The sequence below is a fragment of the Rhodothermales bacterium genome, assembly GCA_034439735.1.
Lineage (GTDB): Bacteria > Bacteroidota > Rhodothermia > Rhodothermales > JAHQVL01 > JAWKNW01.
In genome coordinates this window covers 1-13,910 of sequence record JAWXAX010000028.1, presented here as the reverse complement: position 1 = coordinate 13,910, position 13,910 = coordinate 1, and the positions used below count along the sequence as shown (strand labels likewise).

Here is a 13,910-nt window from a genome sequence, read left to right as displayed (position 1 = left end):
GTCGTGTCTTTAAAAAAGGAGGGCGGCAACGCCTCCGGCGCCGGCGCCTCGGTCTGGCAAGCCCCCGCCACCCCCGCCGCGCCCGAAACCCCCAGCAGCTTCAACGCCCGCCGGCGACCGAGAAAAAGATTCTGTGTATTCATTACGACGCGTATTTAACTTGCCAACCTGCCAACCTGCAACTTGCCAACCTGCCAACCATCCCTCACCAGCACCGCGCCACATACGTAGCGATGATGAACATCATCAGGTTGACGCCCAGGATGGTGAGCAGGCAGTTCCAGCCCGAGAGGTCGTCCGGCTCGGGGCCTTCGTACGGGGTATCATCGACTTCCATCAGTGGCCCTGCTGGACGGCTTCGGGGATCTCGCAGCCCTCCGTCCGGCGCGAGTCGACCAGGTACACGATCTTCCACCCGTCCGCCCCCTTCATCAGCTGGAACGAGTTGGCGCCGCAGTGGCTGAACGCCGTTCCCCGGTAGAAGGCGTAGGGCGTCCAGACGGATGCAAGATGACCGTCCACATACACCACGGCGTCCCAGATGCGTTCGTCCCACACCTCGTCGTGCGGCTGGCCGACGGCGTCGGCAAAGCCGGACGGGGAGCCCGGGTTGAGCGACGTGACGCCGTCACGTTCGACCACGCTGCTCATCGACGCGCCCTCCGCGAATACGCCGCGGACCATCTCGCCGTCGCCGGCGCGCATGCCGTCGAACAACGTGGTGATGACGGCCATGACGGCTTCTTGTTCAGACTGGGCGACGGCCGGCGTTGAGAAAACCAGGCCGACTGATAGAACCAGCGCCAGGCCAGCGGAGCGAATCAAACCTTTGTGTCGCATCGGTGGTATGCCTCGTGATCGTTAGATGTGCGGAATATACGGCATCCCATGAACACCATCCCTCCTCGCCTCGAACATATCGGAATCGCCGTCGCGGACGCCGCGTTTACGGCGGAAATCCTGAAAAAGGTACTCGGAGTGCCCGTGTATATGGTGGAGGACGTGGTCTCGGAGCAGGTGCGCACCCATTTTATCTCCGCCGGCACGGCCAAGCTGGAGTTGCTCGAAGCCACCGCGCCGGACTCCCCCATCGCGAAGTACCTGGAGAACAACCGCGAGGGGCTGCACCATCTGGCGTTTGAAGTGGCGGACATCGACGCGGCGTGGGAACGGGCGAAGGCGGCCGGCCTGGAGGTGCTCGGCCAAGGTCCAAAAACTGGCGCCGACGGCAAGAAGATCTTTTTCCTGCATCCCCGCTCGACCGGCGGCGTGCTGATCGAATTCTGCGCACAGCAACCTCTAACCCTGGCGCCCCGGATGATCGATGTGGGCGGGCGCTCGATCAGGACCTACGCAGCCGGCCGTGACGGCACCCCCCGACTGCTCGTGTTGCCCGATGCCGGGCGGATGGGGCTGGCGCAGGGGCTGGCGCAAGACTGGCAGGTGGTGGCGGTGGACACTATGGACCTGGTGGACAGGGAGCCGACTTCTCGTGAGCTGGAGGAACAGGCCAGCGTGGTAATTCGGGTGCTGGATGTGTATGACTGGCCAATCGCCGCCCTTCTCGGGTTCGGGCTGGGCGCCACGGTGGCGCTGCACCTGGCGGCGATTGCGCCGGAGCGGGTGACGGCGGTTGTGGCCCATGCGCCCCGCCCCATGCCAGTGACGCCAAGTAAGGCCCCGGTCCTCCTTTCCGCCCTGGATACGGACCCCGCGTTTACGCCGGCGGACGCCGTGCGAATGCTGGAGCGCTACCCGGAAGCACGGTTGGCGATTACCCCGGACTGGGCGTGGGGCGCCGCGCACCCAGCATTGCAGTGGCTGGCGGATCAACGGTTCCGACTCGGAATGGCGTCCGAACGTCACCCGTTGTCGAAATAGTCGGAGTCAATTTTTTTCACTTCGTACTGCCCTGCCGTGGAGACGCCGACGTTGTACTCGACCATCAGCCTGGAAAGCTGGAACCCGTCGATGAGGATAATGCGCGTTTCGATGAACGAAGCGTACTCTTGGGCCTCTTTCGTGAAACTCGACGTCGTGATAAACACGCCTTTTCGAGCCCGTTGTCCCTGCAGTGCACCGGCGAATTTCTGGATCTCCGGTCGCCCCACAACGCTTTCCCATCGTTTGGCCTGAATGTAAATCACATCGAGTCCCAGCCGGTCTTCGTTGATGATGCCATCGATCCCACCATCACCACTTTTGCCGATGGCCCTGCCGGCATCCTGCCGGTTGCCTCCATAGCCCATCTTCACAAGCAGATCGATCACAATCCTTTCAAAAAAGGAAGGGGCGGATTCCTTTACCATGCCCAGAAGCTCCTCCTCGAGGACTTTTCTCAGCGCCTGGTACGCAGAAGCCAGCGCATCCTCAGGGGTTTTCCGGGTTTCTGTCTCATCGAGATCGGTAACCGCCGCACCCTCCTCGCTTCGATCCCGCCGGCGATTTTTGAACTCTAAAAATTGGGGAAATTGTGCCAGCGTAGCGGCATCGATCCGCTCGGTATTTGATGCCAGCAGTTCTTTTCCCAGCGGTGTGATCGTAAAAAACCCGCGCCGTGGTGTGACCAACAGGCCGGCTTGTTTCAGATACGACTTCGCCCAACCTACGCGATTGTTAAAAACGGCCTGCGTCCCGCTGGGCAACAACTCGCCGAGTTCCTCTTCGGTGAGCTTGAACCGTTCCGCCAGGGCCTCGACGGACTGACTGAACTTATGCACCTGCCCATCGGCGGCCAGTTGGAGGACGGGCAGCATGAGGGTTTGATAATCGGGAATGGCCATCAAAGAAAATGCACAGTTGAGATAATTGCAATTCGACTGGATCCCCGATCGGGGTCGGGAATGACGAAATAAGTATGCTTTTGCTATTATAAAACCACTTTACATAAAGTGACACGATTTCCTCAACACGCACGCGATCGGGTTTGGGAGCCTGCCCCTGGCTTCACCGGGAGATGACGTACGCACTCAATGAGGAATGTACCACCTTGAACAGAAATACACCAATAAAGAACATCATCACCGCTTCCACAACGCCGGCTCCATCCTCCCCCGGTCGTACCCCAGGGCAAACAGGGCGGCGCCGGCGAGGCGATTACTGCGGATGAAGGTGTATTTCTGGCGGAGGCTCTCCTCGTCCTCGAACCAGCCCTGGTACCAGCCATCGGCGGCCTCGTAGGTATAGTAAGGCACCCCGCTGAGGGAGTCCCGGCGGTGACCGGACTCGCGGATGCGATGGGTGGCCGGGACGGCGAAGTCGGGGGGCATGAGCGAGTCGAACGGGGCGTAGGTGACGAGTTGCGCGGGCCCGCGCGTGGCGGCGGCGGGGAGGTCGGTCTCGGTAGGCCATTCGAACCCGTAGTAGGGCACGGAGAAAAACAGTTTGTTTCGCGAGATGCCCAGCGCGTCGTACCGGGCGAGGATGGCCTCCCAGTTCTGCCCCTCCCATCCCCGAAGCGGGGCGATCGGGCCGGCGCGGGGCGCCTCTCGCCAGTGGATGTCATACCCCTGTACCACCACGTAATCCACCGCCGCCGCCAGCGCCACCTCATCAAACACGCCGGCATAATCAAACGCCGGCAAAAAGATCGAAAGCCCCGCAGCCCCGTACGGGCGCATCACATGCGCCCCCGAGCGGACCAAGTCCGCTCGGACCTCCCGAACAACCTCGACGAACCGCTCCGCCACCCCAGCCGGCACCTGCTCGAACACCTCGAAGTCGATATGCAGCCCGGCCGACGCCGGATCGAGGGCGAGCGCCACGAGGGTGGACCGCAACCGGGCCACGGCCTCGGGGTTCTGGAAGAGCGCCACGAAGCTGGCCTCGTCCGGCAGGGTAACTACCGGAACGATCCGGGTGCCGGTGGCGCGTGCACGGGTGATGAGCGGCTGCCAGGCCTCGGGCCAGCCCCGGTCGTAGATCACCGCGCCGGTGGAGTCGATCGACAGGTCAAAGAAAAAGAGCGTGTCGATGTAGGTCAGATCGATCTCGGCGTCGTGCGGGGCCATCCACCAGGCGTAATACCCCAGCACCGGAAAACCGATATCTTCCCGGGAGGGCACGCCGCAGCCGGCCAGCAGCAGAACTGCCAGCACGCCGGCGACGGAACGTCGTCGCACTCGGACGTTGAAAAGGCGGGCTGGATGCCAGATCTTCATGCCTTCTGATTCTCCCATTTCATACGGACACGCCATCGCGTGTCCGTAGCGTAGCCAGATGCCCTGGTTCTGCCCCAAAATCAATTGAAACCCACCGAAAACACCCTGCTCGCCGAAAAGTTGGCCAACCTGCCGGCGCGGCCCGGCGTCTACCAGCACAAGGACGCCGGCGGACAGGTGCTGTATGTGGGCAAGGCGAAGAACCTTCGCAGCCGCGTGCGCTCCTATTTCCTGGAGAGCCGCCCGCGCGAAGGCCGGCTGGATATCATGGTCCGCAAGATAGCGGACCTCGAGGTCATCGTCACGGACACCGAGGCCGAAGCGCTGATCCTCGAAAACAACCTTATCAAGAAGCTCAAGCCGCGCTACAACATCAACCTGCGCGACGACAAAACCTACCCGTTCATCTGCATCAAGAACGAGCCCTTCCCACGCGTCTTCCCCACACGCCGCGTACTGCGGGACGGTTCCAGATACTTCGGGCCGTACACCGACGTCAAGAACATGCACCTGATGCTGGGCACGATCCGGAGCCTGTTCAAAATCCGGACGTGTAGCCTCCACCTGGCCCCCGAGCCCATCGCCGCCGGCAAATACCAGGTCTGCCTCCAGTATCACATCAAAAAATGCCTCGGGCCGTGTATCGGAGAGCAGACGCCCGAGTCCTACACCCAGACCATCCACCAGATCGAAAAACTCCTGAACGGCCACACACGCGAACTGATCCGCCACCTGGAGGACGAGATGCAGCGCCTCGCGGGACTGATGCGCTTCGAGGACGCCGCGGCGCTGCGCGACCAGGCCGTCGCCCTCAAGAAGTACTCGGAGAAGCAACGGATGGTCAGCCAGGACTTCGTCGATCGGGACGTCTTCGCGATCGCGGTCGACCGCGAGATCAACACGGCCTGCGGGGTGCTCTTCAAGGTGCGCGAGGGCACCGTCGTCGGCCGGCAACACAAGTATTTACGCCAGATCGAGGACCGGACCGACGAGGAGCTCATGCAGGCTTTCCTGGAGCACTACTACACGGAGTCGACCTTCTTCCCCGAGGAGGTGCTCGTCTCCGTCCTCCCCACCGACATCGAACCGCTCGAGGCGCTGCTCCAGCTGAATCGGGGCAAAAAGGTGCCCATCAAGGCGCCGGAGCGGGGCGACAAGGCCGGCCTGAACCGCATGGTGGAGTCCAACGCGCAACTCTTGCTCGACGAATACAAACTCCAGAAGGCCCAGCAGGAGGAAGGCCGTATCCCCCACGCCGTCAAGACCCTCCAGCGCGACCTCCACATGAGCGCCCTCCCCCGCCACATCGAGTGTTTCGATATCTCGCACCTCGGCGGCACCGGCACGGTGGCGTCGTGTGTGGTGTTCGAGGACGGCCGGCCCAAAAAAAGCGCCTACCGCACCTTCAAGATCCGCAGCGCCGAGGGCAAGCCGGACGACTTCGCGTCTATGCACGAGGTGATCTCCCGGCGCTACGCGAAGCTGCTCGAGGAAAACGGACCCTGGCCGGACCTCGTGGTGATCGACGGCGGCAAGGGGCAGCTCTCCAGCGCCGCCCAGGCGCTCAAGGAGGTGGATGTCTACGGGAAGTTCACGGTGGTCGGCCTCGCCAAACGCCTCGAAGAGGTCTATTTCCCCGGCGATCAGGAAAGTGTGATGATTCCGCGCACGAGCGCCTCCCTCCAGCTCCTCCAGCGGATCCGCAACGAGGCGCACCGATTCGCCGTCACGTTCCAGCGCAAGCAACGGACAACGAGCACCCTCCACTCGGCCCTCCACGAGATCCCCGGCGTGGGGGAGAAGACGGCCCGTAAGCTGCTCAAAACCTTCGGGTCGGTCAAACGCACCCGAGAAGCCAGCTTCGATGAACTCGCCGGCGTAATCGGGCGCAAGACCGCCGAAAAGGTGTTCGCCTTCTTCCAGCCGCCCGATTGACCTTTATACCAGCGGCATACTCGCCTTCCACGCCGCCAGCGCTTCACGCAACTCGGGGAGTTGGACCGGCCGGCTGATGTACGGCTTGCCGGCGCCGGCGCCGAGCGCGATGAAGTCGATCCGTGGCCCATCGCCCTGCGCTCGGACGAAGGCGCCGAGCAGGACTTCGTCGACGATGGCAAGTGAGTACTCCACAGCCTGCCGCATCCCCAGGAAAGAGGCGATATCGCCGACTTCGTCGTTTTCGTACCCCAGATCGGCAAGCAGCCTGGCCAGTATCCGGCGCTCGACGCGGTTCGGACTGACCACGAGGAGGCGGACCGGTCCACTGTCGCGACGAGTAGCGAGCGGGGCCGGCGATTTCGTCGATTCAAACGCCCGCTCGATGGCGCTCATGAGCCGCTTGATTTTGACCGGCTTCGAGACCGTAATCGCTCCCGGCAGCCCCTCACCCTGGCTGTCGATGGCCGTCATCATCACCACCGGCACATCCCGCCAGAAATCGGGGAGGCTGGCGGAGGCGGATTCAAACACGCGTTCGTCCACCAGCAAGAGATCGGGCGGATGCGATCCACACGCGTCGAATGCTTCGTCCAGCGTCGGAGCGGTTACGACTTGCGGACCGAAGGTGGCCAGGAAGAGATCGAGCCCATTGCGGTTGGAGGTATTGGGATCGACGATGCAGAGCCGGCGTCCTTCCAGCATGATCCGGCGGGCTCGGTCGGCCTCGTCGAAGAACTCGACTCCCGGAGCATACAGCGTGAATGAAAAGGTGGACCCCATCCGCTCGATGCTCACTACCGTGATCTCGCCGCCCATCAGTTCCACGAGGCGTTTCGAGATCGCCAGGCCGAGACCGGTGCCGCCGAAGCGACGAGACGTCGTGGCATCCACCTGCGTGAACGGCTGGAACAGATGCGCAAGCCGGCCGGCGGGGATGCCGATGCCGGTATCGGTGATGCTCAGGCGAAGCGTGTGGTGCCCCTTGTCATCCACCCCGTCATCGACGACGTCCAGCCGTACCTCGCCCATCGATGTGAACTTGATCGCATTTGACAGCAGGTTGATGAGGATCTGGCGTAGGCGGACGGAATCGCTCACGATCCGGCGGGGTACGCCCGGCCCGATCCGCAGTACGAGATCCAACCCTTTTTCGGCCGCACGTGGCGAAACTACGTCTATAGCCTCTTCCACGAGATCGAGCAGGTCCATCTCCTCGGGATCGATATCGAACTTGCCGGCTTCGATCTTGGAAAAATCCAGGATATCGTTGATAATCGACAGCAGCGCCTGGCCGGAGCTGGCCATCGTATCCACATAGTCTCGCTGCTCTTCATCCAATTTGGTGCCGGAGAGCAGGCTTGCCATCCCGATAACGCCGTTCATGGGCGTCCGGATCTCGTGACTCATCGTCGCCAGGAAAGCGCTTTTGGCGATGCTCGCGTCCTCGGCGGCGGATTTCAGTTCAGCCATGCGGTCGAGCTGGTCGCGGATGGTGCCTGTTTGAGCCTCGATACGCCGATGCAAGGTGCCGTTCCAGACCAGGATCAAGACGACCACCACCAACAGTCCTATCGCTCCTTGAAGCGTGTGCTCCCGGTTCCACCAGGTGCCGTTCTTCAACACCGCGATGTCGCCGGCGTCGCGCAACGTCAGGGTGATGGGCCCGACAACGGGTTGCTCATCGAACCGCGGCAAAAACTCGAGCGCCACGATGCCTGTGACACGAACCGTGGCGCCCGGCCTGAGCTGCTTGAGGACTGACCCCGCCGTCGTGCCCTGGAACAGAGCGTCGAAGGACACCCCGCCCGATCGCAACGACAGCTGGGCTCTTTCCGTGAGTACTCTGGCTTCCTCGAGCCGGGCCGTCAAGCTGACCAGCCGGCCCTCGACGCCTGTCTCCAATGCCCCATCCAGCGCGAGGGCCATCGGCGCCGGCGCCAAACGCGCCTTGCTGTTGGCGAATACGTTGCCCTCAGCAACATATGGAGCAATTCCACCCTTTTTGATCACGCCGATCACATCGACGCTGTCCCCTTGTGCGATACGCCGCGAAGAAGCCGTTGTGGGTTCCACCCGCAAGGCGCCGGAATCGTCCTGGATAAAAAAGAACCCCTCATGCGTCCTGTGGGTGACAATACCTCGGATGCGTCGAAAAAGCGAGACCGACTGAAGATCGAACTGCCCGACCTCGTCGATTCGGGAAAGAGCGATCTGCTCGGGTTGTGTATACCCGGGTTCAATAACTCGGACACAATCCCAGTCAGGAACATACAGGACAATGCCAGTGAGTTGTCGATCCTGATTAAATACACCCCCGGCGACGGCCTTCACGCGGACGTGGGCCCCGGTGAGGCCGGCAGGCGGGACGGTCGAGTTGACGTTGGCGAGGATCGTCTCCTGGCCTACGACGAGTCGAAAGGTCGTCCCCTGGTGCTGGTTGCTCAGCAGCGTGTCTGGATTGACGAAAACACTCGCCACGATGGCATCAATCTCCACAACTTTCGAATCTTCCAGGCCGGCGAGGAGATACAAGATCGGACGTTGGGAAGGGGAAGGCAACGGCGCCTTTCCCAATACCTGGATCGAGCTCCCAGCCCGGATATCGTTGGCGAACCACCCTCTCGTCGTGACGCCTCGTACCCGTACCCGGGTGCCGGCCGGAGGATATACACCTGGATCTTCCATAAAAGTGCCCCCCGTCTCGTCCTGCAGGAAGCAGTACCGGCTGTCGCGCGCGCCGCAATACGTGATGACGCCTTCTACATCGATCGGAAACGCCGCATCCGCCTCGTGCGAGGGAATCGCCCGGATGGCCGCGACTGTGCGCAGCACCCTGCGCTCCGGTCCCTCCTGCGCATGCGCATGCCGGCTCGAAGTCCAGATTACCAGTAACAGGAGGATTCGGACGTAGCTCAAGGCCCTGACGAACAATGGATGAAACATACACGATCTGTATCGTCCTACCGGTCGATTGTTAAACGCCGGGGAGCCTTTTCGCCGGCCAGGGCTCCAGCGGCAGCGGATCCAGCCGCTCAATCGCCAGGAGCCGGTTGTACTTGGCGAGCCGTTCGGACTGGGTGATGGAGCCGACCTTGATCTGGTTTGCCGCCCATCCCACTGCCAGGTCGGCCAGCCAATCGTCCTCCGTTTCGCCGCTGCGCGCGCTCACAGTCACCTGCCAGCCGGCCTCCCGCGCCAGCCGCCACGCCTCCGCCGCCTCGGTCAACGTCCCGATCTGGTTCACCTTCAGCAACAGGGTATCCGCCGCCCCGGCTTCTATTGCCCGTCGGATCCGGGCCGGGTTCGTGCAGAGGAGGTCATCCCCCACCGTCCGTGCCTGCCCCGAAAGTCGCTCCTGTAATAGCGGCCACAAGGGCCAGTCCTCCTCCGCCAGCCCATCCTCCACGCTCACGATCGGGTAGGCATCGACCCAGCCGGCCACCCGCTCGATCATGTCGGCGCTATCGATGGGCGCCCCGCCAAGCGCATACAGCCCGTCCCGGTAGAAATGACTGGAGGCGACGTCGATCGCCAGGGCGACATCTTCCCCGGGCCGAAACCCGGCGGCCTCGATGGCCTCGACCGCCAGTGCGAACATGGCTTCGGCGTTCGGAAACGGCGGCGCCAGCCCCCCCTCGTCGGCCCGCAGCAGCCGGTAGGCGTACCGCTCCCGCGCCAGCCGGGCCGCCGCCTGGTAGACGGCGTAGGTGGTCGACAATGCCTCGTCGATTGTGGCGGCACGGGCGGGGACGACGAGCACGTCCTGTACTGGCACCTGACCTCCGGCATGTAACCCTCCGCTGAACAGGTTGACGGTCAGCCGCGGTAACGCCGGCTCGGCGCCCACCAGCTCAGCCAGATGCTGATACAACGGCACCCGACGTTCGGCCGCCACGGCCCGACAAAACGCGATCGAGACCGCCAGCACCGCGTTTGCTCCCAGCCGTCCTTTGTTCGGGGTGCCATCCAACGCGATCAGCCGTGTGTCGAGGTCGGCCTGGTCGTGTATTGGCACGCCCTGCACCGCTCCGGCGATTTCAGTGTCGATGTGCAGGGCCGCCTGCCGGCATCCCAGCCCACCATACCGGTGCGGATCGCCATCCCGAAGCTCGTGCGCCTCAGCCGCCCCACTCGACGCCCCGGAAGGCACCGAAGCCTCCCCCACCACCCCGCTTATCAGCACGCAGCGCGCCTTGACCGTCGGCCGGCCGCGGCTGTCCAGGATCTCGAAGCCTTCGAGCTGATCGATGATCGTCATATATGGATCTCCCTTAAAAAACCCTCGATGAGCCCCTCCACCCACGCCGGCGGTCGCCCCATCAGCTTCACAACCGCATCCCGCTGACGCATGCGTTCTTCCGGATCCAAATACTCCAGCGGCGACCGCCCCACCGCCCTCGCGAGCAGGCACGCCAGCGTGTGCGCGACGGCCCGCGACTCCATCCCATCGAACCAGGCGGCTCCTCTTGCTTCGCCGGCATACGCCGCCCAGTGCCGGCGCGCCGCGTCGACGAAAGACGTTCTGTATTCAGGTAGATGATGGGCCTTGCTCAGAAAATGGGTCAGCGAAAACCCGACGTCGAACGCGGGGTCGCCGATGTGGATGACTTCGTGGTCGAGCAGGATGAGCCGGCCGGCGTGAACGAGCACATTTTTCGGGCTGTAATCGCCGTGCACGACGGTAATGGCCGTCGCCCGGGTCTCCCGGATGAGCACCTCCAGAAACGCGGCGGCCTCTGGCGCCCGATCGGCCGAGGCCTGGTAGTAGGGCGCCAGGCGTAGCGACTCAAAAAAGGATCGGTCCCGCAGCCGGCCATCGACCGGGTACGTCGCCGCGTCGAACCGGCGATGGATCTGCCCCAGAATACGGCCAAAAGCGTCCACGAGCGAAGGTTCAACCACGCCGGCGAGCAGGTCGCTCTTCCAGTTCGTGTGGGGCTCGGGCGCCGCATCCATGGCCAGGATGTGCGCGGCCTCATCCTCGAACACAAACGGCAGGATGACGCCCGCCGGCGCCAGGCCGGCCAGCACCCGCATCCCTTCGGCCTCGCGATGGATGCGCGACGGGTCGCTGAACCAGTCGTCCTTCACCCGCAACTTGGGCAACGCCTGTTTCAGCACCCAGTGCGGCGGCTCGGGCCGGCGGAGCCACACCGTTTTATTGGAGACGCCGCCGGCCAACACGCGCATGTCGGCCTCCTCCCCCACGGGCAGCAGCCCGCGTGCCTGTAGATACTCGGCCAGCTGATCGGGAGCCTCAATGTCCATACGGGCGTCAGACCTTGAGTGCTTTGAATCGGGCCGCCTGGGTTTCTATCGCCACCTCCGTCGCCAGCCGCTCGACGCTAGACGCCCCAAAAAAGCCCTCGACGCCTTTTGTGCGGTCGAGCACGTACTGTACGTCCTCCGGCTCGCCGAGCGGACCGCCGTGGCAGAGCACGATGATGTCTGGCCGGAGCGCCTTCGCGCGGTCGCACATCGCCTGGATGCGCTCGGCGGCTTCGTCGAGCGAGGGCGCCGTCGTCGTCACGCCGATCGATCCCTTTACGGTCGTGTTCATGTGGGTGACGAGGACGTCGGCGCCGGCGTCGACCATCTTCTCCACCTGCTCGACATCGAACACATAGGGACACGTAAGCATCTCCATGTCGTGGGCGATGCGCACCATCTCGACCTCAAGATCGTAGCTCATCCCGGTCTCCTCGAGGATCTGCCTGAAATTACCGTCGATCACGCCAACGGTCGGAAAGTTCTGGATGCCGTCGAAGCCCATCTCCTTGATCTGTTTCAGGAAGACGTGCATCATCCGGAAGGGATCGGTCCCGTTGACGCCGGCCAGCACGGGGGTGTTTTTGACGACGGGCAGCACCTCGCCGGCCATGTCGACGACGATGGCGTTGGCATCCCCGTACGCCAGGATGCCGGCCGCGCTCCCACGCCCCGCCATCCGGTAGCGGCCGGAGTTGTAGATGATGATGAGGTCGACCCCGCCGCGCTCGGCGAACTTGGCGGAGATGCCGGTGCCGGCCCCCGTCCCGATGATCGGCCGCCCGGAGGCAATTTCATGCCGCAGCCGGCGGAGGCACTCGTGGTAAGGGATAAAAGGCATGGGAGGGAAGTGAAAAGTTAAAAGGGAAAAGTTAAAAGTAAAAAGGGAAAAGTGAGTTGTTTATTAACCTGTAGCCCGACTTCAAATCGCTATTCGCTAACCGCTACTCACGAATCGCTAATCCGCCAGCTCCGCGGCCGTCCACGGGGTCGTTCGATCGGCGGTGGCGGCGCGGATGGTGGCCACTTCTTCGGGCGTGACGGGGCCGGCGTCGTTGTCCCAGGCGGAGCGAATGTAGGTGAGCACGGCGGCAATTTCTTCGTCGCTCAGCAGATTGCGCCAGCCGGGCATGACGCCGTTATAGGTGACGCCCTCCACGACCACTTCGCCCGTTAATCCGTTGAGGAGGACGCGAATGATGCGGTCGGGATAGCCATCGACCCAGGGGGCGCCATCGAGAGGGGGAACGAGGCCTGGTGTGCCGGCGCCGTCCTGGTGGCAGTCCATGCAATTATGCAGGTACACTTCTTCGCCATCGGGGGAAGGTCCGGCGAGCGGGGCGCGCTCGGCGGCGGCGGCGATGAGGAACGCGCCGCAGACGGCCGGCAACACCCAGCGCATGTAGCCGAGGATCATGGGCATTGTGGTAGGGATCAGGCTTCCAGCATGCCGAGCAGCTGCTCGGCCAGGGCAAAACCGAAAGCGGGGTCGTTGATATGGAGCTTGAGTTCGCGGAGGGTCACGTGCGGCTCGATGTGCTCCCGGATCGCGTCGAACAGCGCGGCGTCCGCCTTCGGGTCGTGAAACGGCTGTTTCGGGGCATCGATCCCGCTGATCCCGCGGAGGGGAAGCATGACGCAGGTTGGCCCCGTCGCCGCGTTGACCTTCCGGGCGAGGACCTCGCCCAGCCGACGGTTCTCGTCGGCGGTCGTCCGCATGAGGGTGACATTGGGGTTGTGGCGGTAAAACGTCCGGCCGGCGAAGGCCGCTGGTACCGTATCCATCGCGTGAAAATTGACCATGTCGAGGGCGCCGACGGACACCACCTGGGGGATGCCGGCGCGCCCGGCGGCGTCGAGGCGTTCCGGGCCGGCGGAGAGCACGCCGCCAACGAGTTCGTCGGCCCATTCGGTGGTGGTGATGTCCGCCACGCCGGCAATGTATCCGTCGCGGATCAGCCCCTCCATGGCGCGTCCTCCCGAGCCGGTCGCATGGAAGACGATCACCTGGTAATCTTCGATCTCGAACCGGTCGCGTAGCGCCGTCACGCAGGGCGTGGTGACGCCGAACATCGTCGTGGCGACCACCGGCCGGTCGTCGCCGCTTTCGGGGACGGTCTGCCGCGCCATGCCGCAGATGGCGCCGGCGGCGTTGGCGAGCACCCGCCGTGAAATCGCGTTGATGCCGGCGATATCGACCACCGAGTACATGAGGGTGATGTCCTTGACGCCCACGTAGGGGCGAACGTCCGACGCCACGACGGTCGACACCATCAGCTTGGGCACCCCCACCGGCAGTGCCTGCATGGCCGCCGTGGCAATCATCGTCCCCCCTCCGCCGCCCAGCCCCAGCACGGCATCGAACCGGCCGGCCGCGAACAGGTCCTGCGCCAGCACCCGCACCCCGCGCATCATAGCCTCGACGGCGAGCCCCCGGTCGCCCCGGTCGCGGAGCGCTTCCAGGCTGGCCCCGCCGGCCTCGGCGACGGCCTCGGGCGGGATGTCGGCACCCTCCCCCATCCCCTCCATCACGCCGGCGTCCAT

General features: G+C 63.7%; 12 protein-coding genes. 2 read left to right on the top strand and 10 right to left on the bottom strand.

The features are described 5' to 3' along the window. Positions 1-205: 205 nt before the first annotated feature. The gene (locus SH809_01830; GenBank protein MDZ4698419.1) at positions 206-337 is read right to left on the bottom strand and encodes a hypothetical protein; all 132 of its coding nucleotides are present in this window, start codon (positions 335-337) and stop codon (positions 206-208) included. Beyond that, positions 337-840 carry a hypothetical protein gene (locus SH809_01825; GenBank protein MDZ4698418.1) on the bottom strand — a complete coding sequence of 168 codons (504 nt, stop codon included), beginning with the start codon at positions 838-840 and terminating at the stop codon, positions 337-339. The genes SH809_01830 and SH809_01825 overlap by 1 nt, the downstream gene beginning before the upstream one ends. A gap of 48 nt (positions 841-888) precedes the next feature. Between SH809_01825 and mce the strand changes: the two genes are divergently transcribed. Further along, positions 889-1,881, top strand: coding sequence for a methylmalonyl-CoA epimerase (gene mce / locus SH809_01820; protein MDZ4698417.1), 993 nt, complete (start codon positions 889-891; stop codon positions 1,879-1,881). Here mce and SH809_01815 read toward each other — a convergent pair. Beyond that, positions 1,863-2,783, bottom strand: coding sequence for a restriction endonuclease (locus SH809_01815; protein ID MDZ4698416.1), 921 nt, complete (start codon positions 2,781-2,783; stop codon positions 1,863-1,865). The genes mce and SH809_01815 overlap by 19 nt on opposite strands. Before the next feature lie 237 nt (positions 2,784-3,020). Beyond that, on the bottom strand, positions 3,021-4,121 hold the full coding sequence (locus SH809_01810; GenBank protein ID MDZ4698415.1) for a glycosyl hydrolase family 18 protein: 1,101 nt from the start codon (positions 4,119-4,121) through the stop codon (positions 3,021-3,023). A gap of 123 nt (positions 4,122-4,244) precedes the next feature. Between SH809_01810 and uvrC the strand changes: the two genes are divergently transcribed. Next, entirely contained in the window at positions 4,245-6,095 is a 1,851-nt protein-coding gene (uvrC, locus tag SH809_01805; GenBank protein MDZ4698414.1) for an excinuclease ABC subunit UvrC, read from the top strand. A 3-nt stretch (positions 6,096-6,098) separates the two neighbouring features. Here uvrC and SH809_01800 read toward each other — a convergent pair whose 3' ends face one another. The 6 genes from SH809_01800 to SH809_01775 form a co-directional block, all read right to left on the bottom strand. Next, positions 6,099-9,014, bottom strand: a complete 2,916-nt coding sequence (locus SH809_01800; protein ID MDZ4698413.1) for an ATP-binding protein — start codon at positions 9,012-9,014, stop codon at positions 6,099-6,101. A gap of 58 nt (positions 9,015-9,072) precedes the next feature. Then, positions 9,073-10,356: an enolase gene (locus SH809_01795; protein MDZ4698412.1), complete on the bottom strand. Its 1,284-nt coding sequence runs from the start codon at positions 10,354-10,356 to the stop codon at positions 9,073-9,075. Continuing rightward, positions 10,353-11,366, bottom strand: coding sequence for a phosphotransferase (locus tag SH809_01790; GenBank protein MDZ4698411.1), 1,014 nt, complete (start codon positions 11,364-11,366; stop codon positions 10,353-10,355). Before SH809_01790 ends, SH809_01795 begins: the two co-directional genes overlap by 4 nt. A 7-nt stretch (positions 11,367-11,373) precedes the next feature. Beyond that, positions 11,374-12,207, bottom strand: coding sequence for a phosphoenolpyruvate hydrolase family protein (locus tag SH809_01785; protein MDZ4698410.1), 834 nt, complete (start codon positions 12,205-12,207; stop codon positions 11,374-11,376). A 117-nt stretch (positions 12,208-12,324) separates the two neighbouring features. Then, positions 12,325-12,789 (bottom strand): cytochrome c, encoded by a 465-nt coding sequence (locus SH809_01780; protein ID MDZ4698409.1) that lies wholly within the window; start codon positions 12,787-12,789, stop codon positions 12,325-12,327. An 11-nt stretch (positions 12,790-12,800) separates the two neighbouring features. After that, positions 12,801-13,910 (bottom strand): Tm-1-like ATP-binding domain-containing protein (locus SH809_01775; GenBank protein ID MDZ4698408.1); only part of this gene is annotated, 1,110 nt, incomplete at its 5' end.